The following is a 25,126-nucleotide window of genomic DNA, read 5'->3' on the forward strand; positions in this document are numbered from 1 at the left end:
GTCAACCCCGATTGAGCAGCGCGTGGCGCGGCATTACGCTCGACGCATGTCTGCCCCCAACACTCCCCAGATTCGCCTCTACCAGGATTGGCTGCGCGAGAAGCGCGGCCTGTCGTTCGACACCTACGACGCGCTGTGGCGCTGGTCCGTCACCGACCTCGACGCCTTCTGGCAGAGCATCTGGGACTACGTCGGCATGCGCTCGCTCACACCGCACACCGCGGTGCTGGCCGATGCGCGCATGCCCGGCGCCAAGTGGTTCCCCGGTGCGCAGGTCAACTACGCACGCGAGGTGCTGCGCCATGCCGATGCGGCCCATGCGGCCGGCATGCCCGCCATCGTGAGCGACAACGAACTCGGCGAAGTGCGCGAGCTGTCGTGGCCCGAGCTGCGTCGCCAGGTGGCCTCGGTCGCGCTCACGCTGCGTTCGCTGGGCGTGCAGCGCGGCGACCGCGTGGCCGCCTACATGCCCAACGTGCCCGAGACCATGGTGGCGTTTCTCGCGTGCACGAGCATCGGCGCGGTGTGGAGCGTGTGCGCGCCCGACATGGGCACGGCCGCGGTGGTCGACCGCTTCCGCCAGATCGAGCCCACGCTGCTGATTGCCGCCGACGGTGTGTACTACGGCGCCAAGCCCGTCGACCGCAGTGCCGTGGTGCAGGAATTGCGCGACGCGCTGCCCAGCGTGCAGAAGCTGCTGCTGCTCCGCACGCCGCATGCCGCGCAACAGCTTGCCACCGATGCCGACTGGCACGACGCCATTGCGCGGAGCGACGCCGAGGTGGCTGCCTTCGAACCCGAGTGGCTGCCCTTCGACCATCCGATCTGGATCGTCTATTCGAGCGGCACCACCGGCCTGCCCAAGCCCATCGTTCACGGGCAGGGCGGCATCATCATGACGATGTATGCCTGCGGCATGCACAACGACGTCGGCGCGAGCTACGGCGCCAACAACTTCGGCGAACGCTTTCACTGGTACAGCTCGACCGGCTGGGTCATGTGGAACTGCCAGCTATCGGGCCTGGCCTTCGGCAGCACCATCGTCATCTACGACGGGCATCCTGCAGGCAGCAAGGAGAAGCCCGACTGGGCCGTGCTGTGGCGCTTCGTCGCCAAGCACCGCATCACCTTCTTCGGCGCTGGCGCGGCCTACTTCACCAACTGCATGAAGGCGGGCGTGATCGCGGCCGATTGCGGCGACCTCTCACGCGTGCGCGCGCTCGGCAGCACCGGCTCGCCGCTGTCCGAAGACGTGCAGCGCTGGGGCACTGCGCAAGTGAAGGCAGCGGGCGCCAGCGACGTGTGGTGGTGCAACATTTCGGGCGGGACGGATTTCTGCGGCGCCTTCGTCGGCGGCAACCGCGAGTTGCCCGAGGTGCCCGGCCAGATGCAGTGCCGCCAGATCGGCCACTCGGTCGAGGCTTGGAACGAAAACGGCCAGCCCGTCATCGGCGAAGTGGGTGAGCTGGTCTGCACCCGGCCCATTCCGTCGATGCCGCTGTACTTCTGGGGCGACGAAGGCAACGCGCGCTACCTGTCGAGCTACTTCGACACCTACCCCGGCGTGTGGCGTCACGGAGACTGGATCAAGATCGGCGAAGACGGCGGCTGCATCATCTATGGCCGCAGCGACGCCACCATCAATCGCCAGGGCCTGCGCATGGGCACCAGCGAGATATACAGCGCCGTGGAGGCCTTGCCCGAAGTGCTCGACTCGATGGTGGTCGATCTCGAATACCTCGGCCGCGAAAGCTATATGCCGCTCTTCGTGGTGCTGCGCCCCGGCGTGGCGCTCGACGATGCCATGCGCGCGAAAATCAACGGGGCCATCAAGACATCGCTCTCGCCGCGCTTCTTGCCCAACGACATCTTCCAGGTGGATGAAATTCCGCGCACGCTCACCGGCAAGAAGCAGGAGCTGCCGATCAAGAAACTGCTGCTGGGCCAACCGCTCGAGAAAGTGGTCAACCGCGAGGCCATGGCCAACCCCGCGTCTCTCGGCTGGTACGTGGAATTTGCGGCGCGCCGCGCGGCGTCGTGACGCCCTAGCGCGCGTCGTGGAAGATGATGCCCAGGGTATGGCGCCGCCCCGAGCGCACGCGGCTCACGCCATGGCGCATCGTCACGCGGTAGGTGCCACGCGTACCCGCCACCGGCCGCTGGTTGACGGCGAAGATCACCGCTTCGCCCTGCGCGAGCGCCACCACCTCGGCGCGTGACTGCATGCGCGGCCGCTGCTCGGTGAGCACGAATTCGCCGCCGGTGAAATCTTCGCCCGGCCGGCTCAGCAGCACCGTGAGCTGCAGCGGAAACTGCAGGTCGCCGTACAGGTCTTGATGCAGGCAGTTGTAGTCGCCCTCGCCGTAGCGCAACAGCAGCGGCGTGGGGCGCAACTGCCCCGCCGCATGGCAGCGCGCGAGGTAGGACGCATGGTCCGCCGGATAGTCGGCGGGCTGGCCCATCGCGGCGGCCCAAGCGTTGGCAAGCGGCGACAGGCGTTCGTACAGCGCGCTGCGCCACGAGGCCACGACCGGCGGCAGCGGGTTGGCAAAGTACTGGTACTCGCCTTGCCCGAAGCCATGCCGCTGCATCACCACGCGGCTGCGGAAACGGACCGGTTCGTCATAGAGAGCAGCCAGCGCGCTGCATTCCTCCGGGCTGAAGATCACGCCCGTGGTTGCAGAGCCGCGCGTCGCGAGGTCGGTTTCAATGCGGGGCCAGTCGAGAGCGGCAACGGATTTTTTGGGAGAGAGGGTCGGCATGCCGGCAGTGTGCTGCCGGCGCGGCCCTGGCGCTCGCTGTTTCCGGACATGGGTGCAGCCCTACAGGCCTACAGCCACTTGCCGCTGCCCGTCGGCATCTGGATGGTCGTTGCCGGATCGCCGCTGTTCACCAGCGAGTCGATGCCAATGCTCAAGAGCGAAATGAAGATGCTCGCGAAGAACGCGGTCCAGAAGCCCGAGAGCTTGAAGCCGCGCACCATTGCGGCCACCAGCATGATCATCAGCGCATTGATCACCAGCAAGAAGAGGCCGAGGGTCAACAGCGTCAGCGGCAGCGTGAGCACGATCAGGAGCGGCTTGACGATGGCATTGGCAAGGCCCAGCAGCAGGGCCGAGATCACGAGCGCCGAAGTGCTCTCGAACTTGATGCCGCGAAAGATCAGGCTGGCCACCCACAGCGACAGCGCGGTGATGGCCCAGTGCACGAGAAAGGGAGCGAGGTTGTTCAGCATGGTGTGTGTGAGGACGGAAGACGGTCCGCGCCGCGATGCGGACCATCATATCGACAGCCTCTTACGGCGAGCCGCGCCGCGCCTCGCCCAGCAGCCAGTCGCTGAAGAACTTCAGCAGTGGACGCTGGTCGGCGCGCTCGGGCGTCACGAGGTAGTAGTTGCGCTCGCCCGACAGCGGCCGCGCGCAGGCCACCACCAGTTCGCCGCGCGCAAGCTCGTCGGCCACCAGCATGGTGGGCATCAGCGCCACGCCGAGCCCGTGCGACGCGGCCGCGGCCAATATGGAAAACAGCTCGTAGCGTGGCCCGCCGCGCGCGTTGGGCGCATCGATCTGCTGCGCATCGAACCACTGGCGCCAGCCGTCGGGTCGCGTGCTCTGCTGCAAGAGCGGCATCTGCGCGATGGCCGCGGGCGACACGGCGTTGCCCTTGCGTCCGGATGACGGCAGCAGCAAGGGGCTGCACACCGGCACCACGTCTTCATGCATCAACAGCAGCGCGCGCGTGCCGGCCCAGTTCTCGACCTGCGCGGGCGTGCCGGCGTACAGCGCGGCGTCGAACTCCGCATCGGCAAAGAGAAAAGGGCGCGTGCGTGTCTCGATGTGCACCACCACGTCGGGCTGCAGCGCCGCAAAGCCCTTCAGGCGCGGCATCAGCCAGCGCGTGGCAAAGGTGGGCACGGCCGCCAGCGAGAGCGAGCCGCCTTCGCCCTGGTGCGCCATGGCGTCGAGCGTGTCGCGCTCCATCGCTTCGAGCCGCTTGGTGATCTGCCGCGCATAGGCCGCGCCGCTGGCCGTGAGCGCCACGCCATGGCGGGTGCGGCGGAACAGCGCAACGCCCAGAAAGGCTTCGAGCGTGCCGATCTGGCGCGACACGGCGCTTTGCGTGAGCGCGAGTTCCTGCGCGGCGCGGGTGTAGCTCTCATGCCGCGCGGCAGCGTCGAAGCACACGAGGGTCTGCAGGGGTGGGATCTTGCGGCGCATGTATGCCGGTAGTGTATGACTGGAGCGGTGCTGCTACCAATGGAAACGTGTTTGCGAGCCCATGCAAGATGTGCGTACGGCGCATATCTGGGTGAGGATTCATCGTTTGCGCCCGGCCCTTTGCATGGCTAGGATCGACCCCATTCCCCTCCCTTTCGTTTTTCCCCCAATACCGGAGACAGCCACATGGCCGCCAAAGCGCAATTCCACTGGGACGACCCCCTTCTTCTCGACCAGCAACTGACCGACGAAGAACGCATGATCCGCGACGCGGCCAATGCCTACTGCCAGGAGCGCCTCGCGCCCCGCGTCATCGAAGCCTTCCGCACGGGCGAGACCGACCCGGCCATCTTTCGTGAAATGGGCGCGCTCGGCCTGTTGGGCCCGACCATTCCCGAACAGTACGGCGGCCCCGGCCTCAATTACGTGGCCTACGGTCTGATCGCCCGCGAAGTCGAGCGCGTGGATTCGGGCTACCGCTCGATGGCCAGCGTGCAGAGCTCGCTCGTGATGGTGCCCATTTTCGAATTCGGCACCGAGGCGCAAAAGCAGAAGTACCTGCCCAAGCTCGCCACCGGCGAATGGATCGGCTGCTTCGGCCTGACCGAACCCGACCACGGCTCCGACCCCGGCAGCATGGTCACGCGCGCCAAGAAGGTGCCGGGCGGCTATTCGCTCAGTGGCGCCAAGATGTGGATCAGCAACTCTCCCATCGCCGACGTGTTCGTGGTGTGGGCCAAGGAAGTCAGCGAAAGCGGCACCGTCGGTCCGATCCGCGGCTTCGTGCTCGAGAAGGGCATGAAGGGCCTCTCGGCCCCCGCCATTCACGGCAAGGTCGGCCTGCGCGCCAGCATCACCGGCGAAATCGTGATGGACGGCGTGTTCTGCCCCGAAGAAAACGCGTTCCCTGAAGTGCAAGGCCTGAAGGGCCCCTTCACCTGCCTCAACAGCGCCCGCTACGGCATCTCGTGGGGCGCAATCGGCGCCGCCGAAGACTGCTGGCACCGCGCCCGCCAGTACACGCTGGACCGCAAGCAGTTCGGCCGCCCGCTCGCCGCCAACCAGCTCATTCAAAAGAAGCTGGCCGACATGCAGACCGAAATCACGCTGGGCCTGCAAGGCAGCCTGCGCCTGGGCCGCATGAAGGACGAGGGCACGGCCTCGGTCGAGATCACCTCGATCATGAAGCGCAACAACTGCGGCAAGGCCCTCGACATCGCCCGCCTGGCGCGCGACATGATGGGCGGCAACGGCATCAGCGACGAGTTCGGCGTGGCCCGCCACTTGGTAAACCTCGAAGTGGTGAACACCTACGAAGGCACGCACGACATCCACGCGCTGATCCTGGGTCGTGCCATCACCGGCATTGCCGCCTTCGCCAACTGAACCGAGAGCGCATGACAGCCAAGCCCGCAGCACTCGACGGCATCAAGGTCCTCGATCTGTCCCGCGTGCTCGCGGGCCCGTGGTGCACGCAGATCCTCGCGGACCTGGGCGCCGACGTCGTCAAGATCGAGCGCCCCGGCGTGGGCGACGACACGCGCACCTGGGGCCCGCCGTTCATCAAGGATGCGAACGGCAACGACACCGACCAGGCCAGCTACTTCACCGCGTGCAACCGCAACAAGCGCTCGGTCACGGTCGACATGGCCACGGCCGATGGGCAAGCCTTGCTGAAGCAGATGGCGGCGCGGGCCGACATCGTGGTGGAGAACTTCAAGACCGGCGGCCTCAAGCAATACGGCCTCGACCACGAGGCCCTGCGCGCGGCCAACCCGCGGCTCATCTATTGCAGCGTGACCGGCTTCGGCCATGACGGCCCCTACGCAGAGCGCGCGGGCTACGACCTGATGATCCAGGCCATGACCGGCATGATGAGCATCACCGGCCGTCCCGACGACGTGCCCGGCGGCGGCCCGCTGCGCGTGGGCGTGGCGCTCACCGACCTGTTCACCGGCGTCTATGCCAGCACCGCCATCCTCGCGGCGCTGCAGGTACGGGACCGCACCGGCGAAGGCCAGCACATCGACATGGCGCTGCTCGACGTGGGCATGGCCATCCTCGCGAACCAGGCCAGCGCATTTCTCAACACCGGCAAGGCGCCCGAGCGCCAGGGCAACACGCACCCGAGCCTGGCGCCTTATCAAGACTTTCCGACGCTGGACGGCTCGATGCTGCTGGCCATTGGCAACAACGGACAGTTCGCGCGCTTTTGCGAAGCGGCCGGCCACGCGGAGTGGGCGGCCGATGCGCGCTTTGCGAGCAACACGCTGCGCGTGAAACACCGCGGCGTGCTCATTCCGATGATGGAAGAGCTCACGCGTACGCGCACCACCGCCGACTGGGTCACGCTGCTCGAGGACAAGGCCGTGCCCTGCGGGCCGATCAACGATATTGCGCAGGCCTTCGACGACGCACAGGTCAAGTCGCGCGGCCTGGCCGTCACGCTGCCGCGCCATGCGGGCGACGGAATCGAAAGCATCACCGGCGTGGCGAGCCCGCTGCGCCTCACGGCCACGCCGCCCGTGCTGCGCCACGCGCCGCCCGCGCTCGGGCAGCACACGCGCGAGGTGCTGGCCGAGTTCGGCATCGACGCTGCGCGCTTCGACGCGCTGCGCTCGGCGGGCGTGGTCTGAGAGAGGAACGCAGGCCATGACGGAGCCGATGCACAGCCCACCCTTCGCCGTGCTGCGCATCGACCACGTCGTGCTGCGCGTGAAAGACATCGAACGCGCGATCGCCTTCTACCGCGACGTCCTCGGCTGCGCGGTGGAGAAGCGCCGCGACGACCTGGGGCTGGTGCACCTGCGCGCGGGCGCGAGCCTCATCGACCTGATCACGCCTGACGGTCCGCTGGGCAGGCAGGGCGGCGCCTTGGCCGGCAAGGAAGGGCGCAACGTCGATCACTTCTGCCTGCGCATCGAACCTTTCGATGAGGCAGCGATTCGCGCCTTGATGGCACAGCACGGCGTGCCGGTGCACGGTGAGGTGCAGAACAATTTCGGCGCCGAGGGCAATGGGCCTTCGATCTACATCGCCGACCCCGACGGCAACGGGGTGGAGCTGAAAGGGCCGGCAGGCAGCAGCTCCTAGTCGATCTAGCCGGCGCGCCCCAGGATCGCCACGCCGAACACCACCACGCCGAGCGCGAGGTTCAGGCTCACCAGCCTGCGGATCATGTCGAGCCGCCCGGCTGCAACGGGCCATGCGCTCTCGTCCACCGCGCGCCGCAGGGCCTTGAACACCGAGGCGCGGATGTACACGTAAATTCCCGCCATCACGATGGCGATGCTCATCATGGCCTCAACGCGCCAGTGCACCGTGCGAAAACCGCCGAGCAGCAGGATCATCGCCACGCCGGTTACGAACAGCAGCGTGATGGCCGCATCCACGCCGATGAAGAAGCGCCGCAGCGCCGCGGCCATGGTGCGCAGGCGCAGCGGCGGCTCCAGCGTGGCGACCGCGGCGGGACGCACCGCGAAGTGCAGGGTGGCCATGCCGCCGACCCAGAAGGCGGCGGCGAGAAGATGAATGAAAAGCAAAATGGCGTGGGGCATGGGGACCGATCAGAACACCGAAAGGTGCGAGCGCGCAATGTCCGCGGCGTTGCGTTAAAAACCCATCTTTCGCACATTCGCACAGCCGAGAAAGATGAGGACCCCATGACCCGCACCGTCGCCCAGAAACGCGCCGATTTCCGCGCCCTTCACGAGCAGGGCTGCTTCGTCATCCCCAATCCCTGGGACACGGGCAGCGCGCGCTACCTGCAGGGTCTGGGCTTCAAGGCGCTGGCCACCACGAGCTCGGGCCATGCGTGGTCGCTGGGCCTGTCCGACGGCGCCCAATCGCGCGACGTCGTGCTGGCGCACCTGCGCGACATCGTCGCCGCGACCGACCTGCCCGTGAACGCGGATTTCGAAAATGGCTTTGGGGCCAATCCGCAAGCCGTGGCAGAGAGCGTGCGGCTGGCGCTCGACACCGGCGTGGCGGGACTGTCGATCGAGGACTCGACCGGCGATGCGGCGAATCCGCTCTTCGAGATCGGCGTTGCGGTCGAACGCTTGCGCGCGGCACGCGGTGCCATCGACGCGGCCGGCGGCGACACGCTGCTGGTGGGCCGAGCAGAAAATTTCTTCGTCGGCCGGCCCAACCTCGACGACGCCATCGCGCGCCTCAAGGCCTATGCCGAGGCCGGTGCCGACTGCCTCTACGCGCCGGGCATTCGCACGCGCGAGCAGATCGCGGCCGTGGTCGCCGCGGTGGCGCCCAAGCCCGTCAACCTGCTGATCGGCTGGGCCAGCGAGCTCGCCATGCAGGACATTGCAGAGCTCGGCGTGCGGCGGGTCAGCGTGGGAGGCGCGCTCGCACGCGCGGCCTGGGGCGGCTTCGACCGCGCCGCGCGCGCGCTCGCCGAGCAGGGGCGCTTCGACGGCTTCGCGGGCGCGGCGGTGGGTGCGGACCTCGACGGGTTCTTCAGGCCGTTCTGCGCGTCCGCTGCGGTCGTCCAAGTAGCGCATTCGCTGGCGCCATGAACGCGCTCCTCGCGGAAATCCGCAGCTGCCGAGCCTGCGCCGCGCACCTGCCGCTCGGCCCGCGGCCGGTCGTGCAGGCCAGCGCCGGCGCGCGTCTGCTCATCGTCGGCCAGGCGCCCAGCATGACCGTGCACGCCACCGGCACGCCGTGGGACGACAAGAGCGGCGAGCAATTGCGCCGCTGGCTCGGCATCGAGCGCGAGGTGTTCTACGACGCCGCGCAGATTGCGATCATGCCGATGGGCTATTGCTACCCGGGCCGAGGCAGCAGCGGCGATCTGCCGCCGCGTAGGGAATGCGCCGAGCTGTGGCATGAGCGCCTGCTCGCGCAGCTGAAGAACATCGAGCTGACGCTGCTGATCGGTCAGTACGCGCAGCGCCATTTCCTGGGCGCGGCGCGTAGGAGCAACGTGACCGAAACCGTCGAGGCCTTTGCGGAGTACGCGCCGCGCTTCATTCCGCTGCCGCATCCGTCGCCGCGCAACACCGGCTGGTTCAAGCACCACCCGTGGTTCGAAAGCGATGTGCTGCCGGTCCTGCGCGAGCGCGTGCGGCAGGCGCTCGCTCAACCCTATGGTGCCACGGCGACCGAGGTGCCCACCACATCGAAGGGCCGCGCGGCATAGACCACGCGGCCACCCACCACCGTCATCAGCGACACCGTCTTGCCGATGCGCTCCACCGGCACCGCGAAGAAGTCCTGGTCGAGGATTGCGAAGTCCGCGAGCTTGCCCACTTCGAGCGTGCCGCGCTTCGCCTCGTCGAAGCTGAACCATGCGCTGCCCGCCGTGTAGAGCCGCAATGCCTGCTCGCGCGTCGGCGTTTCGTCGGGGCCACGCATCGGCTTGCCGCTCACGGTCTTGCCGTCGAGCATCCATTGCAGCGCGACGAACGGGTTGTAGGAAGCCACTCGGTGCGCATCGGTGCCCGCACCCACGTTCACGCCCGCGCGTAGCGCGCTGCCGATCGGCGGCATGCGGCGCGCCGCCTCGCCGCGCACCGTGAGCGCGCGGTCGCCCTGGAAGTACATCGCGTCCTGCATCGTCCAGCCGATGCCTAGCGCCTTCATGCGCGCCAGCGTTTCAGGCGAGGCATCGTCAAGGTGGGCAATCGACCAGCGCAGATCGCGGATCGGCACCTCGGCATTGAGCTTTTCGTACAGGCCGAGCAGATGGTCGACCGATCCGTTCTCCTGCCAGTGGATGGTGACGGCCAGCTTGCGCATCGCCGCCCACTTGATCAGTTCATAGAACTTCTCCTTCGCCGCCGCGTCGGGAAAATTGTTGTTGTACATCGCGAGCGTCACGCGTTCGCCAAGGCCGTTGAATTTCAGCATGTCATCGCCAAAACCCATCGGCAGCATCTGCGTCAGCTCGCGAAACTCCTGCATCTCGGCGCCGGGCTTCTGCGCGAACACGCTGTAGGCCACGCGCAGCGTCAGCGCCTTTTCGCGCCATAGCTCGAACAGCGCCGCGTACTGCGAAGGCGCGATGCTGAAGCCGCCCGGGTCCACCAGGCCGGTGATGCCGAGGCGGTTCAGCTCGCTGAAGAAGGCGCGTGTGCCGGCCACGTTGTCGGCGTAGGTCGGCTTGGGCAGCTTGTCGAACAGGGCCGAGATGCCGACGATGTCGCCCGTCATCCAGCCCGGCGCGCCATCGGCCGCGGGCTTCATACCGACGGGCAGCGTGCCCGCGGGAACGCCGAGCGCTTCGAGCGACTTCGGCGTCATCACCACCGCTTCGTAGAAGAGCTGCACGTACACCGGATGCTCCGGCGCGGCCTCTTGCAGTTCGGCCATGGTGGGACGGCGGCGCTCGGCAAACTGCTGCTCGGTCCAGCCGCCCGCCACGATCAGCCAGCCGCCGGGCCGCGCACGCGAGGCCGCGGTGCGGATGCGCGCCATGGCTTCGGCGATGGTGCCGGCGCCGATCCAGTTGACCTCGGTCGAGTAGCTCAGCGCTGCGCGCACCGCGTGCATGTGCGAATCGATGAGCCCCGGAATCAGAGTGCGCCCGCCGGCATCGACCGTGCGCGTGTTGGGTCCCGAGAACGCGCGCATCTCGCCGGCACCGCCGACGGCCACGATGCGGCCTTCGCGCACGGCGAGTGCCTGCGCGGTGGAAGAAGCAGCGTCCAGCGTCGCGATCTTCGCGTTGGTGACGACGAGATCGGCCGGCTGTGCCTGTGTGCCGATCGGCAGCAGCAATGCGGTGGCCGCAGCCATCGCGAAAAAGGTGCGCAGCATGCTCAATCCACCTTGATGCTGGCTGCCTTGACCACCTGCTGCGCCTTGGCCGTTTCGTCGGCGATGAACTTGTTGAACTGTGCCGAAGGCATGGTGAAAGGCTCAGCGCCGAGCTTGTCGAGACGCTCCTTCAGCTCGGGCGAGGCCATGATCTTCGCGACCTCGGCCTGCAGGCGGTCCACCACCGGTTGCGGCGTCTTCGCGGGTGCGAAGAGCCCGACCCAGAACAAATACTCGGAGCCCGGCACGCCGGCTTCCACCGTGGTGGGCGCATCGGGCAGCGCGGGTGAGCGCTTGGCCGTGCCGACCGCCAGCGCCTGCAGCTTGCCGCCCTTGATGAGCGGCAGGGCCGACACCATCGGCGCGAAGAACCAGTCGACGCGCCCGGCCATCACTTCGGTCATGGCTTCGGGCGTGCCGCGGAAGGGCACGTGCTGCGCGTCCACCCCGGCTGCGAGGCGGAACACCTCGGCGTTCATGTGCGTGGCCGAGCCGTTGCCCGCGGAGCCATAGTTGAAGCTGCCCGGCTTGGCTTTCGCCTTGGCGACGAGGTCTTGCACGTTCGCGAAGTGCGAAGGTGCGGTGACCAGCACGTTGGGCAAGCTCGCCATCGGCGTGATGCCCGTGAAGTCCTTGATGGTGTCGTACGACAGGCCCTTGTAGATCCACGGATTCACGAGGTGCCCCGCCGAATGCACCAGCAGCGTGTAGCCGTCGGCCGGCGCCTTGGCCGCAATGGCCGCGCCGAGCGTGCCGCCCGCACCGGGCTTGTTGTCGACCACCACGCTGGTGCCCAGCACGGGCCCGAGCTTCTCGGCCACCAGCCGCGCGACGATGTCGGTGCCGCTGCCAGCCGTGAAGGGCACGACCAGCTTGATCGGCTGCGTGCCGGGCCATGCGTTTTGCGCTTGTGCGCCACCGAAAGCGCAAGCCGCGAGCGCGGCGGCCATCGCGAGCGCCTGCCGGCGGCTCGGGTTGAATGTCTTCTTCATGCGTCTTGTCTCCGTTGATTTGTTTGGCTGAGCGATGAATGACTGGGAAAGAGGAGGGCGCTATGCCGCCGGCGGCGCGTTCGGCATCACCAGCGCCACCAGCACCGGCCGATTGCTGCGGTTTTCCAGCTGGCGCTTTTCGCCGGGCGCGAAGCGGCAGCTGTCGTAGGGGCCGAGCACTTCTTCCTGGTGCGCGCCATTGAGCTCGCCGACCACGTGGAGCTGGCCTTCGAGCACGAGATAAAGTTTTTCCATCGGCGAACCATCCAGGCCCGTGTGGCCGCCGGGCAGGATCTGGCTCATGCCCATCCACATCTGCGTCGAGGGTCCGGCCTCCTTGCCCTGCAGACGGAGGCAGCGCATGTCGAAATGGTTGGGCGCTTCGTAGTGCGGCGCTTCGCTGAAACGGGTCACATGCATGGCGGTGTTCCTCCTCGGTGTTCAGGGGCGCAGCACGACACGGTCGGTGCTGCCCGAAAGCACGAGCCGGTAGGCGTCCATGGCTTCGTCGAGCGTGAAGTGCCGCGCCACGGGAAAGGGTTTCAGCGTGCCGCGCTCGAAGCCTTCGCGCATCGCATCGAGCTGCGCGGTGGAGGCCACGCAGTCCATCGCCAGCGAGTCGATGCCCACGAAGGTGTGCATGCCGCGGTAGAACGCGAAGATGTCGAAGGGCACGGCACGCTCGTGCGTGGCGATGAAGATCTGCGTCGCGCCCTTGGCCATCGCCTTGTTGGCGGCCTCGAAGTAGGCGCTGCCGACGGTGTTGTAGACGATGTGTGCGCCGCACCCGCCGGTGAGCTCGCGCACTTGCGCACCCACGTCGGCATGGTGACGCGCATCGATCACGTCGACCGGCCCGCTCGCGAAGCCTTCGAAGGGTCCGGCGCGGCGCTGCACCGCGATCACGCGCGCACCGGCCTGCGAAGCAAGCTGTACCGCCGCCTGGCCGACCTTGCCGTTGGCGCCGAGCACCAGCACGGTCTGCCCGGCCTGCGGCATGCCGCTGCGCCGGAAGCCTTCAAACGCAGTGACGAAGGGCACGCCCACCGAGCCGGCCTCGTCCATCGAGATGCCCTGGGGCTTGGCGTGCAGCGCGGCTTCGGGCAGCACGAGAAAGCGTGCATGCGAACCGTCGCGCGTGATGCCGATGTCGCCGCCCGAGCCGTAGACCTCGCGGCCGATCCACTCGGTGGGACCACTCACCACGGTGCCCGCGAAGTCGCGCCCGGGGGTGCGGGGCCACACGGCCTGCGGCATAAGGCCCAGCGCGGCTTTCACGTCGCTCGGGTTCACGGCTGCGGCCGCGACTTGCACCACGGCATGGCCGGGGGGCGCGGTGGGTTCCGGCTGCGGTGCGGCTTCGAGTTGCAGCGCGTCGAGGTTGACGGCCTTTTCGTTCACGCGCAGTGCGCGCGGGGTGTCGGTTGTTTGCATGGAGGCGATGCTCATCTCAGTGTGTGGTCGCGTTTTGCGCCGCGGCTCGTTTGTGTCCGGGGGTCGTTCGTTCAGGGCGCGTGCGCAGGCCACCGGGTACTCCCCTCCGCGAATGTCCCCCGCCTTCGGCTCCTCCTTTATTTCGCTGCGGGGAGCACCCGGCGCCCTGTGCACACCAAGCGCTGCGGTTGTTCCGCTCGATCAACGACCGCTCTTTGCAACGCTCGCGCTGGCGGGGTGCCTTGCGCAGCGAAATAAAGGAGGAGGCCGCAGGCCGGGGGACATTCGCGGAGCAAGGTACCCCGTCGGCGCGAGCGCACCCTGAATGACCCACGACGCGTGGCACAGAAGAACAAGCCCTCATCACTTGGCTCCCGCACCAGGCAAACCCAGCATCGCGCGCGCCTCGCGCGGGTTGGCGATCTCGCCACCCAGGCTCAGCAGGATGTCGCGCGCCTTCGCCACGAGTTGTGCATTGCTTGTGGCAAGCACGCCCTTCTCGAGGTAGATGTTGTCTTCCATGCCCACGCGCACATGGCCGCCCAGAAGCCAGGCTTGCGCGACGATCGGAAACTCCATGCGGCCGATGCCGAAGGCGCTCCAGAAAGCACCGCGCGGCAGCATGTTGCGGGCATAGAGCAGTGTCTCGGGTGTGGGCGCGAAGCCGTATTTCACGCCGAGCACGAAGGTCCACATCGCAGGTCCGTCGAGCGTGCCGTCGGCAATCAGGTCGAGCGCGAGGTTGATGTCGCCCGAATCGAAGATCTCCAGCTCCGGCTTCACGCCCGCCTCGCGAATCACCTTGGCCATGCGCCGCACGTTCTTCGGCGTGTTCATCACCACGTCCGGGCCCGAGTTCATGGTGTTGAGATCGAGCGAGCACACATCGGGCCTGATGAGCGCGATGTGTTCCACACGCTTCTCTGGCGGCAGCAGCGTGGTGCCCGGCGCGGCGATCTTCGGATCGTCCTCGCTCGGTATGTAGCGCCCGCCGGGTCCGGTCGTAAGGTTGATGATCAGCTCGCGGTTTTCGCGGCGGATGCGGTCGACCACCTCGCGGTAGAGCGCGACCTCCATCGACGGCTTGCCGGTTTCGGGATGGCGCACGTGGATGTGCACCTGCGCCGCGCCGGCCTCCGCGGCGGCCAGGCATTCGTCGGCGATCTGCACCGGCGTGATCGGCAGGTGCGGCGTCTGCTCGGGCTTCACGAGGTTGCCGGTGACGGCGCAGGTTATGAGGGTCTTGACGTTCACAGGTGACGCCCTCCGTCGACCACGATGCGCGTGCCGGTGACAAAGCGCATCGTCGTCGCCAGCGCCTCGACCGTGGCGGCCACGTCGTCGGGTTTGCCGATGCGCCCGAGCGGCGTGGTGCTCGCCATCTTGCCGGCAAACTCAGCGCCGCGGCCCGGCACGAAGCCTGACTCGACCGCACCCGGCGACACCGACACCACGCGCACGGCTGGTGCCATCGCCTTGGCCAGCGCATCGCCCACCACGTCGAGGCCCGCCTTGGCCGCGACGTAGGCGAGGTTGCTACCCACACCCGTGAAGCCCGCTATCGACGAGATGTTCGCGATGAGTCCGTCGCCGCTCTGCTTCAGCATCGGCGCGAAAGCGCGGATCGTCGCGAACACGCCGCGGAAGTTGGCGCGCAGCAGCTCGTCGATGAGCTCGTCCGTCAGCGCGTCGAGATCGCCGGCCGCGATGGGCTGCGTGTGGCCCGCGCTGTTGACCAGGATGTCGCAACGCCCATGCGTGGCTTTTACCTCCGCAGCGGCCGCCTCCAGGCTCGGGGTATCGACGATGTCGGCGCGAATCGCACTGTGGCGCTGCCCGTTGGCGGAGGGCAGGGCCGCGGCGCGCGCGGCCGCATCGTCGCCCTTGCGGTGCAGCAGCACGCAGGTAGCGCCGAGCGCGGCGAGGCGAGTGGCCGTCGCGTAGCCGATGGCGCCAAGGCCGCCGGTGATGACGGCCACCTTGCCGTCGAGTCGGGAAACAGGATCGAAGCTCATGGGATGAAAGAAGAGTGGGTTCAGGGGATGGGGGGACGAGGGAACTTCATCTCGCCGGGCTCGAGCTGGAAGTCGTACTGCAGCGTGGCGGCCTGGCCATCGGGCGCCAGCGCGAAGCGGCCAATCAGCCTCCGCGTCACGCCGAAGGTCGGGTCGCTCTCCAGGTTCTCGTCGTCGTCGGCGAACACCTGCGTGACCAGCACCTTGTGCCCCGGCTTGCTCACCATGAAGTGCAGGTGCGCGGGCCGGTTGGGGTGGCGTTGCTGCGCGCGCAGCAGCACGCCGCACGGCCCGTCGGTCGGCACCGGGTAGCCGGCCGGCCGCACGCTGCGGAAATGAAAGCGCCCTTGCGCATCGGTCGTGAAGCGGCCGCGCAGGTTCATGTCTTCCTGCGCCGGGTCCTGGTTTTCATAGAGGCCGATGGGCGAGGCCTGCCACACATCGACCGTGGCGCCCGCGACCGGTTCGCCTTGCGCGTTGCGCACCGTGCCCGACACGGCGAGCGGAATGCCCGGCGTGCCCGAGCGTGCGATGTTGTCGCCCTGCGCACAGGCCGGCGAATTGGCGCGCCAGAAGGGCCCGAGCAGCGCGGCCGGCGATTCGCCGTGCGGGTCCTGGTTGTTCTGCAGCGCCACCACCGTGGACACGCCGAGGATGTCGGCCGCCAGCACCACCTCGTTCTTCTTTTCGCCCGTGGCCTGGCCGATGGCGACGATGAATTCGAGCGCCTGCTCGAACTCTTCCTCGGTCAGCTTCACCTCTTGCACGAAGGCATGCAGGTGGTGCGTGAGGGCGTCCATCACGGTGCGCAGCCGCGGGTCGGGGGTGCGTGCCATGGCTTCGAGCGCGAAGCCCAGCACCGAGTCGGGAGAGGTGGCGATGTTCATGGAAAGTCTTTGCAATCGTTTGCATGATCTTAGTCCAAACTGCGGAAAAGTAAAATGACCCTGTTCGGAAGACCGGGAATGGGGAAAAGCCGCTCCAGCGCTCCGCCTGCACGACAATCGTTTGCATCAATCAGCCCATGAGCACCAGCCCGCCTTCTTCTCCCGTCACCATTCGCGACGTTGCCCGTGCCGCCGGCGTGCATGTGTCGACCGTGTCGCGCGCGCTCAGCCCGGACAAGCGCTCATTGATCAGCGACGAGGTGCTGCGCGTGGTCGAAGAGGCGGCGCAGCGCCTGGGCTACCGGCCCAACCGCGCGGCCTCGGCCTTGCGCACCGGACGCACCCACACCATCGGCGTGCTGGTGCCCGACATCACCAACGCGGTGTTTCCGCCCATCCTGCAGGGCATCGAGGCCAGTGCGGCGGCGCGGGGCTACTTCGTGTTCGTCACCAACGTGGTCGACCCTGCGCTCGCGCGGCCCGTGCTCGAACGCATGCTGGCGCAGCGCGTCGATGGCGTGATCCTGGCGACGGCCACGCGCGACGATCCGCTGGTCGATTTCGTCACCAAGGCCGGCATGACCGCGGTGCTGGTCAACCGCGCCGATGAAACCGGCCGCCTGCCCGCCGTGGTGAGCGACGACCGGTTGGCGATGAAGCTCGCGGTCGACCATCTCGTGGGCCTGGGCCACAAGCGCATCGCGCATCTCGCCGGCCCGCAGAACATCCCCACCGGCGTGGGCCGTCGCCTGGGCGTGGAGCAGGCGCTGCGCGACCATCGCATGAAGCCGTTCCGCGTGATCGAGTGCGCAAGCTACAGCCGCGAGGCCGGCGCCGCGGCGATGCAGCAGATGCTCGAAGCCGGCGCCGCGCCCCAAGCGGTGGTGTGCTGCAACGACCTGGTGGCGCTCGGCGCCTACGACGCGCTGCGCCAGGCCGGCCTGCGCGTGCCGAAGGACATCTCCATCACCGGCCACAACGACATGCCGCTGGTCGACATGGTCGATCCGCCGCTCACTACCATCCGCCTGCCGCACCGCGAACTCGGCTGGCGCGCGGCCGAGATGCTGTTCGAGGAGATCGACGGTCACGCGATGTCGGCGTCGACCGTGGTGCTGCGGCCCGAGCTGGTGGTGCGCAAGTCGACTGGGGCGCCGGCAGCGCGCTGATCAGCTGTTTCGAGGCGAGGCCTTCTTGCGCGCCGCCGGCCGCCGCGGCGGCTTCGTTTCGAGCACCAGCTCGGCCGGCAAGGTGTCGTTCCACGACTCGGTGAAATAGGCGCGATCGCTCGGCACCAATTGCGGCAATGCATCGCGCAGCGATTCCAGCGACTGCTCTGCCGCCTTCAGGTCGCCCGCATGGGCCGCATACCAGGCGTGCTCGAACAGAAGGCTGCAATGTTGCAGGCCGGGGTAGCGCCGGCGGCCGGCCTGGTGGTCGGCCAGTCGCGCCTGTGCTACATCGACCCAGCGCGCCGGCCAATGCGCGGCGTCGAAGGCATCGGCGAGCGGGCCGGCGAGCTTCGAGATGGCGGCCGGCTCCAGCGGCTTCTGCGCGCGGAACTGCGCGAGCGAGGGTTGCTTCTCGGGCCGGCAATGGCCGCGCGCGATGCGCATCAGGTAGATCGCATTCCAGGCCGAGCGGCCCTGGCCGTCGGCGTGGCCGCAGAGCCATTCGCTGAAGGCGATCCATTGAACGGCGCGGCGCGTGGTGTCGGCGTGTCCGTCGTGCGCGAGTGCCGGCAGGTCCGAGAGGCCCACGCGGTCGAACAGCCACGCGGCCATGCCCATGTTGGCAGCCACGTGCTGGGCCGCCTCGAAGGAGTGCGATTCGAAGGCCGCGGCCAATGCCTCGCCAAAGCGCTGCAGCGATTCTTCGGCGAGCGCGGCGGCCGCGGGCCTGTCGTCGGCGGCGAGCGCCAATGCGCGCGAGCGGCACACCAGGGCCCAGAGGTTGCACCATTCGAAGCGCACGTCGGGGTGGTGCCGCAGCACGAGTCCGCGCACCGCGTCCTCGGCCATGCCGGCAAGGAGCGACTGCGCGAGTGGCAGGTCGCGCGCGGTGTAGGCGCACCAGGCCGAGACGATGCATTCCATCGCGCCGAGGTAGTCGTTGCCCGCCACGTGATGGGCGAGGCGTTGCTTCTTCAAAGCCTGCAGTCGCCGGCGCGCCTGCTCGTTGTCGCCGAGGCGGCGCCACAGCATGGCCTCGTTGAGCGTGACCAGCGCGCGCTGAAAGTCGGTCGCGGCCAATGTGCCGGCGAGGCGGATCGACTCCAATGCGCTGGCCGGTGACCCGGCCGCGCTGCCACCTGCCACCGGCGCCATGAGCCTGCCCTGCCGCGCCGCCTGCTGCGAGGCGACCAGCTGCTTCCAGAAGGCCGCGTCCTGCAGGTGCACCGCGTCAGGTGGCTTCGGCGAGCCGGGTGCTGCTGCACTCGCCCGGCGAGAGCGCAGCCCCAGGAAAGAAGCGACTTCCGCCGCCGTGGCCGTGCGGCCATCCACCAGCATGCGCACGCGCTTCGCCTCGGCCGCCGGCAGCCAGAAGGGGCCCTGGCTGCGCCGCTCGGCGTTGAGAAAGCGCGGTTCGCGCTGCGTGTCCTCACCCCAGCCGACCTCGATGTTCCATGCCTTGAAGTCGCGGAACGCGCGGCTCACGACCATGCGCAGCGTGCTCGCATCGGACACTTCGCCGCGCAGGTCGGCCAGCCGCACGAGGCCGCCCTCGGCATCGTGCGCGTGCTTCATGCGTGCGAGCAGCCAGAGCGATTGGAACGCCGCGCGCTGGCCATTCACCGATTGCGGCGAAGTCAGCTCGATGAAAAGGGGGGAGGGGGCAGCAGGCTTTGGCACGCCCGAGATTGAACCTCAAATTCAGAGGCGGCCAAGCACGGGTGCTTTCTTCAGAACCTGTCGCGGTCCACCACTTCCCGTACCTGGCTGCGGCCGATGCCCAGGTCGCGCAGCTGGTGGTCGCTCATGCTGACCAGGTGCTGCGTGTCCGCGCGGCTGCGGCGGCGCTCCGCGGCGCGGCGGCGCCAGCTGCGCAGGGCATGCATCAGGCGTTGATGAAAGGGCGAGTGCGTCGGCGCTGTCACGATAGGCTCCTTGTGGGGGAGCCTCATCTTGCGGCGATGCGTGCTATTGTGGAAGTTGAGATTCCTGACACCTTCAATCAGAATTCCTGATGCGACAACTCAACCTCGACCAGCTACGCACGCTCATTGCCATTGCCGATCTGGGCACCTTCTCGGCCGCAGCCAAGGCGCTGCATCTTGCGCAGCCGACCGTGAGCCTGCACATCAGCGAACTCGAATCGCGCCTGGGTGCGCCGCTGGTGGTCCGCGGCAATCGCCGCGTCACGCCCACGGCGGCCGGCGCGGCGCTGGTCGAGCGCGGGCGCAAGCTGCTGCGCGACACCGACGATGCCGTCGAGGCAGTCAAGCGCCAGGCCGAAGGCCGCACCGGCCGTGTGCGCCTCGGCACTTCCACCGGCGTGGTGGTCGACTTATTGCCGCAGGTGCTCGAAGCCCTGGGGTCTCGCCATGCGGGCATCGACGTGGAGGTGAGCATCCTCGGCTCATACGAAGCCATGGCGCGACTGGCCGCCGGCACGCTCGACATCGGCCTGGTGGCCATCCCGCAGCCGCCGCAGCGCGACATCGCCGTCACGCCGTGGTGCGACCAGGCCATGATGGCGTTCGTACCGCAGCGCTGGAAGGCGCCCAAGCGCGTCACGCCGGCATGGCTCGCGGCGCAGCCGCTGATCTTCAACGATGCCACTACCCACATGTACCGGCTCTCGATGGAGTGGTTCGCGGCGGCCGGTTTTGCGCCGCGTGCGCGCATCGAACTCAACTACGACGCAGCCATCCGCAGCCTGGTGGCGGCCGGCTATGGCGCGGCTCTGCTGCCGCTGCAGGAGACCACCGACGCGGCGCTGAACCAGCGCATGCAGATCCTCCCGATCACGCCCAGGCTCACGCGCCGCCTGGGCATTGCGCACCGACAACGGGCGCTGCTCGATGGCGCCACGCAAAGCGTGCTGCAGGTGCTGACGGCTTTCCGGCAGCTCTGACTCAATCTTGTGGGGTTCCGTTCGGAAGGCCCTCGATCGGGCATTCGGCGGTGCCGATGGTGCTGCGCGTGATCGACTCCACCTTCTCGCGCATGCCCTCCGGGTCATTGATCCACTGCGTGTAGAAGTCGTAGGGGCAGTCCGCCAGGCCACGGTCGCCGTCGCCCGAATTGATGACGCCGGTGTAGCCGCGGTGCAGCAGCTTGAAGAGATGGTTCTGCGATTGGCCGTTCTTGCGCGCATCGCGAATCAGGCTGAGTGACATCTCGGCGTAGTTGATGCCCATTTCCTCCTCGCCGCATTCGCCCAGCGTGCGGCCGTCGAAGCCGATGAGGGCCGAATGCCCGAAGTACGAGTACACGCCATCGAAGCCCGCCGCGTTGGCCACCGCCACGTAGGTGTTATTCATGAAGGCCATCGCCTTCGACACCAGGATCTGCTGCTCCTTGGCCGGGTACATGTAGCCCTGGCAGCGGATGATGAGCTCGGCGCCGCGCATCGCGCAGTCGCGCCAGATCTCGGGGTAGTTGCCGTCGTCGCAGATGATGAGGCTGATCTTCATGCCCTTGGGGCCGTCGCTCACATAGGTGCGATCGCCGGGGTACCAGCCTTCGATCGGGGTCCACGGCATGATCTTGCGGTATTTCTGGACGATCTCGCCCTGGTTGTTCATCAGGATCAGCGTGTTGTAGGGCGCCTTGTCCGGATGCGACTCGTGGCGCTCGCCGGTCAGCGAGAACACGCCCCACACGTTGGCGTGGCGGCAGGCGTCGGCAAAGATCGCAGTTTCCTCGCCCGGCACAGTGGCGGCCGTGTCGTACATCTCCTTGGCGTCGTACATGATGCCGTGCGTGGAATATTCGGGAAAGATCACGAGGTCCATGCCCGGCAGGCCCTTCTTCATGCCAACCAGCATCTCGCCGATCTTGCGGGCGTTGTCCAGCACCTCGGCCTTGGTGTGCAGGCGCGGCATCTTGTAGTTGACGACCGCGACGCCCACACCATCGTTGCTGCTCGAAATATCACCATGTCTCATGACGCTGCTCCTGGAGGGTAGTTGAGAAAGAGAGAAACAAAAAAGCCCGAGTCGGTGTTCAACCGATTCGGGCTTGTCTCTGGTGCGGCAGTGGATTCGTGTCGTCGGAGCCGATTGTTCTCAGCCCCGTGCGGGCTGCCCATACGTCATTTCGCTGATTGCGGGGCGCGTTCAGCGGGGCCGTGCGTAATCGGATTCGATCCAGGCGGTAGCGCTGGAGCTCGTGAGCCTGAAGGCGGGCGAGACGTTGACGCTGGCAAGCTCGGTGTCGTCGGCATCGTCATGCGCGGTGAGCGTGGCCGAGGGGCTGTCCTCGTCGGGCACGATGGCGAGCGACACGCGCACGCGCTGGTCGCCCTTCGCGGTGACGGTCACGCTCTTGTTGAGCGTGGCGTGCAGCTGCTGCTCGTGGCGGCGAATCACTTCGGCGGCGGTCTTCACCAGCGTGGAAAACGCAGGGCCGTCGAGTGGCTTCGGGTTCTTCTTGTCGCGGCCCATTGTCCAGGGGCCGACCAGCGCCGGCTCGGGGTCGCCGTGGCGGGTCATCTCGACGGCCCAGCCGTCGTCTTCCTCGTTCTTGATCACGCGGGCGGTCCATTGGCCGTCGCGCCAGAGGCGGGGTTCCTGCAGGGGGAGGGTGTCGGAGTCGGTGGAGTCTGTGGCTTCGGTCATTCGGATGCTTGTGTTCGTGCGCGGGCCATTTTCGCCTGCGCCTGCAAGGCGGCTGCTCAGAAGACCGACAGCCCCGTGCGCGCGACGAACAATTCCAGCGCCTTCATGCCGAGCAGCGAGTTGCCCGTCGCGTCGAGCGCAGGCGACCAGACGCACAGCGTGAGCCGGTCGGGCACCACGGCCACGATGCCGCCGCCCACGCCGCTCTTGCAGGGCAGGCCGATCGAAAACGCCACGTCGCCCGCGGCATCGTAGGTTCCGCAGGTGAGCATCAGCGCATTGATGCGGCGCGTCTGCCGTTCGCCGGTCACCTCGGCCTGGCCGTCGATCGGATGCGCGCCGTCGCGGCACAGGAAGGCCGCCGCGCGCGCGAGCTGGCGGCAGCTCATCCGCAGCGCGCACTGGTGAAAGTAGGTGTCGAGCACCACGGCCACGTCGTTGTCGATCTTGCCGAAGCTCTTCATGAAATTGGCAAGCGCAACGTTGCGGAAACCGGTCGCGGCTTCGGAGCGTGCCACTTCGTCGTCGAACGAAATCGGCTCGCCGCACAGGCTGCCCATCAGCGCAAGAATGTCGGCCTTGGCGCTGCCGCCGGCCTGCAGTGCCTGGCTCACCAAGCGGTCGGCCACGGCGATGGCACCCGCATTGATGAACGGGTTGCGCGGCTTGCCATGTTCGTTCTCCAGCTGCACCAGCGAGTTGAAGGGATTGCCCGATGGCTCGCGGCCGATGCGCTCCCACAGTGCCTCGCCCATGCGCTGCATGGCGAGCGTCAGCGTGAAGAGCTTCGACACGCTCTGGATGGAGAACGGGGCTTCGGCGTCGCCGGCAAAAGCCTCGGTGCCGTCGCAGGTGCGCAGCGCAATGCCGAGCTGGCGCGGGTCGATGCAGGCCAGCGCGGGGATGTAGCTGGCCACGGTACCGGCCTGGCCCAGCAGCGGCCGCAGGGTGCCGACGATGTCGTCGAGCACCGGTTGGAAGTCCGCGTCTTTCATGGCCGTGCCCTCCGCCGGTTGACCATCACGATGCCGATCGCCACGCCGGCCAGCGCGAGCATCAGCTGCAGCGTGAGCGGTTCGCCCAGCAGCACCACGCCGAACACCAGCGCGAACAGCGGCGTCAGGAAACTGAACGACGACATCTGCGTGGCGGGATAGTGCCGCAGCAGCCACATCCAGGTGAGATAGCTCGCGAAGGCGCCGACCACGGTCTGCAGGCCGATCGAGGTCCACGCCCAGGCCGAATACGAGAAGCTCCATGTTTCGCCGAGCACCAGCGACAGCACGGGACACACGGCGGCGGTCACGCCCACTTGATAGAACAAGGACTTCTCGGCGCTCGCGGTGGCCAGGCGCGTGGTGCGCAGCGCCAGCGTGGTCACGCCCCAGAGCATGCCGCCCGCGAGCCCCATCGCATCGCCGATCAGCTGGCTCGAGCCCGATTGCGCGAAGCCTTCGCTGAACGCGAACATCACGGCCGCAAAGGCAATGGTGAGGCCCAGCCACTGCAGGCCCCGCAGTCGCTCGGCGGGCACCAGCGCGGCAGCAGCAGCGACACCCAGAACGGCGCGGTGTACAGGAACACCGTGAGCCGCGACGCCGATGTGTGCTGCAGGCCCAGGTAGATGCAGGCGAACTCGCCCGCGAACAGCAGCCCCACCAAAAGGCCGCCCGGCAGCGTGCCGTCGCGCTCGAAGAGCGGCACGCGGCGCGACACGCACCAGAGCCACAGCAGCGCCACGGCGCCCACCATGCGGATCGTTGCCTGCCAGAGCGGCGGCACTTCGGCTACGGTCGTCTTGATGAGAATCTGCTGCAGACCCCAGAACGCGCAGCATGCGATCAGAAGGCCGATGGCGAGGGAGTCGAGGTAGGTCTTGCGCTGAATCATTCGTCGCGTGTTTGTCGTCGTTGCCGCTGCTCTTGCGGCTGCTGTTTGTTGGTTCATTGGCCGGCCACGCGGTAGGGCGGCTTGCCGCGCGTGCCGATCATCAGGTCGGGCACCACGGTCTCCACATCGGGCACCGCGCGTGCGGCACGCTCGAGTTTGCGGGCCAGGGCGGCCGAAGGCACGCAGCCTTGCAGGTAGACCCAGCGGCGCTGGATGACGACCCACACGCTGCTCTTGCGCACACCCGGCACGGCCAGCAGCGCGGCGCGCACCTTGGGCGCGAGCGGCTTGTCGTAGCGGTAGGCGTTGCTGTCGGTGCACTTTCCCGCGAGCCAGCAGCTGGTGCCGCGCTCCAGCCGCGAATGGGTCTGGGCGCGCCGCTCCTCCGCGGTATAGAACGGGCCTTCGGGCATGGTGCAGGCGGGCAGGCCGGCGGAGATGCGGAAGAACGGATCTTCGAACCAGTTCTGCTTGACCTGCGCTGCCGCCTCCTGCGCCGTGGCGGCCTGCGCGGCCAGCAGAAGGGCGGGCATCAGCGCGGCCAAGCGGCTCACAAGGGATGTTCCGTGTAGAAGCGCCCGCCATGGAACAGCAGCGGCGAGGCGCCCGCGTTGTGCGTGCAGCGCTCCACTTCGCCGACGAAGATCACGTGGTCGCCTTCGTCGTAGCGGCTGCGGTTGAAGCACTCGAAGCTGGCCGCCGCACCCGCCAGCACAGGCGCGCCGCCCAGGCCCTCGGTAAAGGCAACGTCGGCCCAGCGATCGATGTTCTTGGTGGCGAAGCGTTCGGCCAGCTGCTTCTGGTTGGCCGCAAGGATGTTGATGGCGTAGTGCGAGCCGGTGCTGAGCGCCGCCATCGAGGCGGCCGCGCGCGCCAGGCTCCACAGCACCAGCGGCGGCTCGAGCGACACCGAGTTGAATGAATTGGCCGTCAGGCCGACCAGCACGCCCTCGGCCGACCGCGCGGTGACGATGGTCACACCGGTGGCGAACATGCCGAGCGCGCTGCGGAATTCTTCGGTCGAGAAGGAAGGCGGTTGCGCCTGGGCGGGAGCGTTCACGAGAAAAGCCAGAGAGAGTGCGCAGAATGACGCCGCTCTATTCTGGCCCAAGGCCGCAATGGCCGCCGC

The 25,126-nt window shown here is 67.7% G+C and carries 26 protein-coding genes and 1 pseudogene; 8 read left to right on the forward strand and 19 right to left on the reverse strand.

Translation table 11 applies throughout. The annotated features are described in order from the left end of the window. Window positions 1-46 precede the first annotated feature (46 nt). The gene (locus BLR24_RS24955) at window positions 47-2,041 is read left to right on the forward strand and encodes an acetoacetate--CoA ligase (RefSeq protein ID WP_093022285.1); all 1,995 of its coding nucleotides are present in this window, start codon (window positions 47-49) and stop codon (window positions 2,039-2,041) included. Window positions 2,042-2,045: 4 nt separating this feature from the next. Here the strand turns inward: BLR24_RS24955 and BLR24_RS24960 are convergent, their stop codons facing one another. The 3 genes from BLR24_RS24960 to BLR24_RS24970 all read right to left on the reverse strand — a co-directional run bounded on the left by BLR24_RS24960 (window position 2,046) and on the right by BLR24_RS24970 (window position 4,217). Then, window positions 2,046-2,762, reverse strand: coding sequence for a 2OG-Fe(II) oxygenase (locus tag BLR24_RS24960; protein WP_093022288.1), 717 nt, complete (start codon window positions 2,760-2,762; stop codon window positions 2,046-2,048). Between the two features lie 68 nt (window positions 2,763-2,830). Continuing rightward, on the reverse strand, window positions 2,831-3,235 hold the full coding sequence (locus tag BLR24_RS24965) for a phage holin family protein (RefSeq protein WP_055807015.1): 405 nt from the start codon (window positions 3,233-3,235) through the stop codon (window positions 2,831-2,833). 61 nt (window positions 3,236-3,296) lie between these two features. Then, on the reverse strand, window positions 3,297-4,217 hold the full coding sequence (locus BLR24_RS24970; RefSeq protein ID WP_093022291.1) for a LysR substrate-binding domain-containing protein: 921 nt from the start codon (window positions 4,215-4,217) through the stop codon (window positions 3,297-3,299). A 186-nt stretch (window positions 4,218-4,403) separates the two neighbouring features. Here BLR24_RS24970 and BLR24_RS24975 point away from each other — a divergent pair, with 186 nt between their 5' ends. From BLR24_RS24975 to BLR24_RS24985, 3 genes are read left to right on the forward strand one after another with little or no spacing between them, the layout of a single operon-like run. After that, window positions 4,404-5,603: an acyl-CoA dehydrogenase gene (locus BLR24_RS24975; RefSeq protein ID WP_055807009.1), complete on the forward strand. Its 1,200-nt coding sequence runs from the start codon at window positions 4,404-4,406 to the stop codon at window positions 5,601-5,603. Window positions 5,604-5,614: 11 nt separating this feature from the next. Then, window positions 5,615-6,853: a CaiB/BaiF CoA transferase family protein gene (locus BLR24_RS24980; protein ID WP_093022294.1), complete on the forward strand. Its 1,239-nt coding sequence runs from the start codon at window positions 5,615-5,617 to the stop codon at window positions 6,851-6,853. Between the two features lie 16 nt (window positions 6,854-6,869). Beyond that, on the forward strand, window positions 6,870-7,310 hold the full coding sequence (locus BLR24_RS24985; protein WP_093022297.1) for a VOC family protein: 441 nt from the start codon (window positions 6,870-6,872) through the stop codon (window positions 7,308-7,310). A 5-nt stretch (window positions 7,311-7,315) separates the two neighbouring features. Here BLR24_RS24985 and BLR24_RS24990 read toward each other — a convergent pair whose 3' ends face one another. Beyond that, window positions 7,316-7,774, reverse strand: a complete 459-nt coding sequence (locus tag BLR24_RS24990) for a CopD family protein (protein WP_093022299.1) — start codon at window positions 7,772-7,774, stop codon at window positions 7,316-7,318. 105 nt (window positions 7,775-7,879) lie between these two features. Here BLR24_RS24990 and BLR24_RS24995 point away from each other — a divergent pair, with 105 nt between their 5' ends. Both BLR24_RS24995 and BLR24_RS25000 read left to right on the forward strand, forming a co-directional pair. Next, window positions 7,880-8,749 (forward strand): isocitrate lyase/PEP mutase family protein, encoded by an 870-nt coding sequence (locus BLR24_RS24995; RefSeq protein ID WP_093022302.1) that lies wholly within the window; start codon window positions 7,880-7,882, stop codon window positions 8,747-8,749. Further along, window positions 8,746-9,375, forward strand: coding sequence for a uracil-DNA glycosylase family protein (locus BLR24_RS25000; protein ID WP_093022304.1), 630 nt, complete (start codon window positions 8,746-8,748; stop codon window positions 9,373-9,375). Before BLR24_RS24995 ends, BLR24_RS25000 begins: the two co-directional genes overlap by 4 nt. On the opposite strand, the gene BLR24_RS25005 is transcribed toward BLR24_RS25000, so the two are convergent. The 7 genes from BLR24_RS25005 to BLR24_RS25035 form a co-directional block, all read right to left on the reverse strand. Continuing rightward, complete coding sequence (locus BLR24_RS25005) at window positions 9,321-10,994, reverse strand: amidohydrolase (protein WP_093022307.1); 1,674 nt, start codon at window positions 10,992-10,994, stop codon at window positions 9,321-9,323. The two genes, BLR24_RS25000 and BLR24_RS25005, sit on opposite strands and share 55 nt — an antisense overlap. Before the next feature lie 2 nt (window positions 10,995-10,996). Then, window positions 10,997-11,986 carry a tripartite tricarboxylate transporter substrate binding protein gene (locus BLR24_RS25010; RefSeq protein WP_093022310.1) on the reverse strand — a complete coding sequence of 330 codons (990 nt, stop codon included), beginning with the start codon at window positions 11,984-11,986 and terminating at the stop codon, window positions 10,997-10,999. Between the two features lie 60 nt (window positions 11,987-12,046). Further along, entirely contained in the window at window positions 12,047-12,406 is a 360-nt protein-coding gene (locus BLR24_RS25015) for a cupin domain-containing protein (RefSeq protein ID WP_093022313.1), read from the reverse strand. A gap of 21 nt (window positions 12,407-12,427) precedes the next feature. After that, window positions 12,428-13,420, reverse strand: a complete 993-nt coding sequence (locus BLR24_RS25020; RefSeq protein WP_093022316.1) for a quinone oxidoreductase family protein — start codon at window positions 13,418-13,420, stop codon at window positions 12,428-12,430. Between the two features lie 363 nt (window positions 13,421-13,783). Next, window positions 13,784-14,674 (reverse strand): beta-keto acid cleavage family enzyme, encoded by an 891-nt coding sequence (locus tag BLR24_RS25025; RefSeq protein ID WP_093022319.1) that lies wholly within the window; start codon window positions 14,672-14,674, stop codon window positions 13,784-13,786. Then, window positions 14,671-15,435, reverse strand: coding sequence for an SDR family NAD(P)-dependent oxidoreductase (locus BLR24_RS25030; protein WP_093022322.1), 765 nt, complete (start codon window positions 15,433-15,435; stop codon window positions 14,671-14,673). Before BLR24_RS25030 ends, BLR24_RS25025 begins: the two co-directional genes overlap by 4 nt. Window positions 15,436-15,455: 20 nt before the next feature. Beyond that, on the reverse strand, window positions 15,456-16,322 hold the full coding sequence (locus BLR24_RS25035) for a dioxygenase family protein (protein ID WP_093022325.1): 867 nt from the start codon (window positions 16,320-16,322) through the stop codon (window positions 15,456-15,458). A gap of 137 nt (window positions 16,323-16,459) precedes the next feature. Here BLR24_RS25035 and BLR24_RS25040 point away from each other — a divergent pair, with 137 nt between their 5' ends. Next, window positions 16,460-17,491 carry a LacI family DNA-binding transcriptional regulator gene (locus BLR24_RS25040; protein ID WP_093022328.1) on the forward strand — a complete coding sequence of 344 codons (1,032 nt, stop codon included), beginning with the start codon at window positions 16,460-16,462 and terminating at the stop codon, window positions 17,489-17,491. On the opposite strand, the gene BLR24_RS25045 is transcribed toward BLR24_RS25040, so the two are convergent. Both BLR24_RS25045 and BLR24_RS25050 read right to left on the reverse strand, forming a co-directional pair. Next, window positions 17,492-19,174, reverse strand: a complete 1,683-nt coding sequence (locus tag BLR24_RS25045) for a hypothetical protein (protein ID WP_093022331.1) — start codon at window positions 19,172-19,174, stop codon at window positions 17,492-17,494. A 50-nt stretch (window positions 19,175-19,224) separates the two neighbouring features. Beyond that, the gene (locus tag BLR24_RS25050) at window positions 19,225-19,419 is read right to left on the reverse strand and encodes a YjiS-like domain-containing protein (protein WP_093022480.1); all 195 of its coding nucleotides are present in this window, start codon (window positions 19,417-19,419) and stop codon (window positions 19,225-19,227) included. Window positions 19,420-19,508: 89 nt separating this feature from the next. Here BLR24_RS25050 and BLR24_RS25055 point away from each other — a divergent pair, with 89 nt between their 5' ends. Next, entirely contained in the window at window positions 19,509-20,399 is an 891-nt protein-coding gene (locus BLR24_RS25055; protein ID WP_093022334.1) for a LysR family transcriptional regulator, read from the forward strand. Window position 20,400: 1 nt separating this feature from the next. Here BLR24_RS25055 and BLR24_RS25060 read toward each other — a convergent pair whose 3' ends face one another. From BLR24_RS25060 to BLR24_RS25085, 6 genes and pseudogenes are all read right to left on the reverse strand, one after another. Next, complete coding sequence (locus BLR24_RS25060; RefSeq protein ID WP_093022337.1) at window positions 20,401-21,435, reverse strand: aliphatic amidase; 1,035 nt, start codon at window positions 21,433-21,435, stop codon at window positions 20,401-20,403. A 171-nt stretch (window positions 21,436-21,606) separates the two neighbouring features. After that, on the reverse strand, window positions 21,607-22,107 hold the full coding sequence (locus BLR24_RS25065; protein WP_093022340.1) for a hypothetical protein: 501 nt from the start codon (window positions 22,105-22,107) through the stop codon (window positions 21,607-21,609). Window positions 22,108-22,163: 56 nt separating this feature from the next. After that, the gene (locus BLR24_RS25070; RefSeq protein WP_093022343.1) at window positions 22,164-23,102 is read right to left on the reverse strand and encodes a glutaminase; all 939 of its coding nucleotides are present in this window, start codon (window positions 23,100-23,102) and stop codon (window positions 22,164-22,166) included. Then, window positions 23,099-23,997 (reverse strand): annotated as a pseudogene (locus BLR24_RS25075) (DMT family transporter). The gene BLR24_RS25070 and the pseudogene BLR24_RS25075 overlap by 4 nt, the downstream one beginning before the upstream one ends. 53 nt (window positions 23,998-24,050) lie before the next feature. Next, window positions 24,051-24,551, reverse strand: coding sequence for a BON domain-containing protein (locus tag BLR24_RS25080; protein WP_254787560.1), 501 nt, complete (start codon window positions 24,549-24,551; stop codon window positions 24,051-24,053). Beyond that, the gene (locus BLR24_RS25085) at window positions 24,548-24,991 is read right to left on the reverse strand and encodes a flavin reductase family protein (protein ID WP_254787564.1); all 444 of its coding nucleotides are present in this window, start codon (window positions 24,989-24,991) and stop codon (window positions 24,548-24,550) included. Before BLR24_RS25085 ends, BLR24_RS25080 begins: the two co-directional genes overlap by 4 nt. Window positions 24,992-25,126: the final 135 nt, after the last annotated feature.

Source organism: Variovorax sp. OV700 (genome assembly GCF_900099805.1).
Taxonomy (GTDB): domain Bacteria; phylum Pseudomonadota; class Gammaproteobacteria; order Burkholderiales; family Burkholderiaceae_C; genus Variovorax.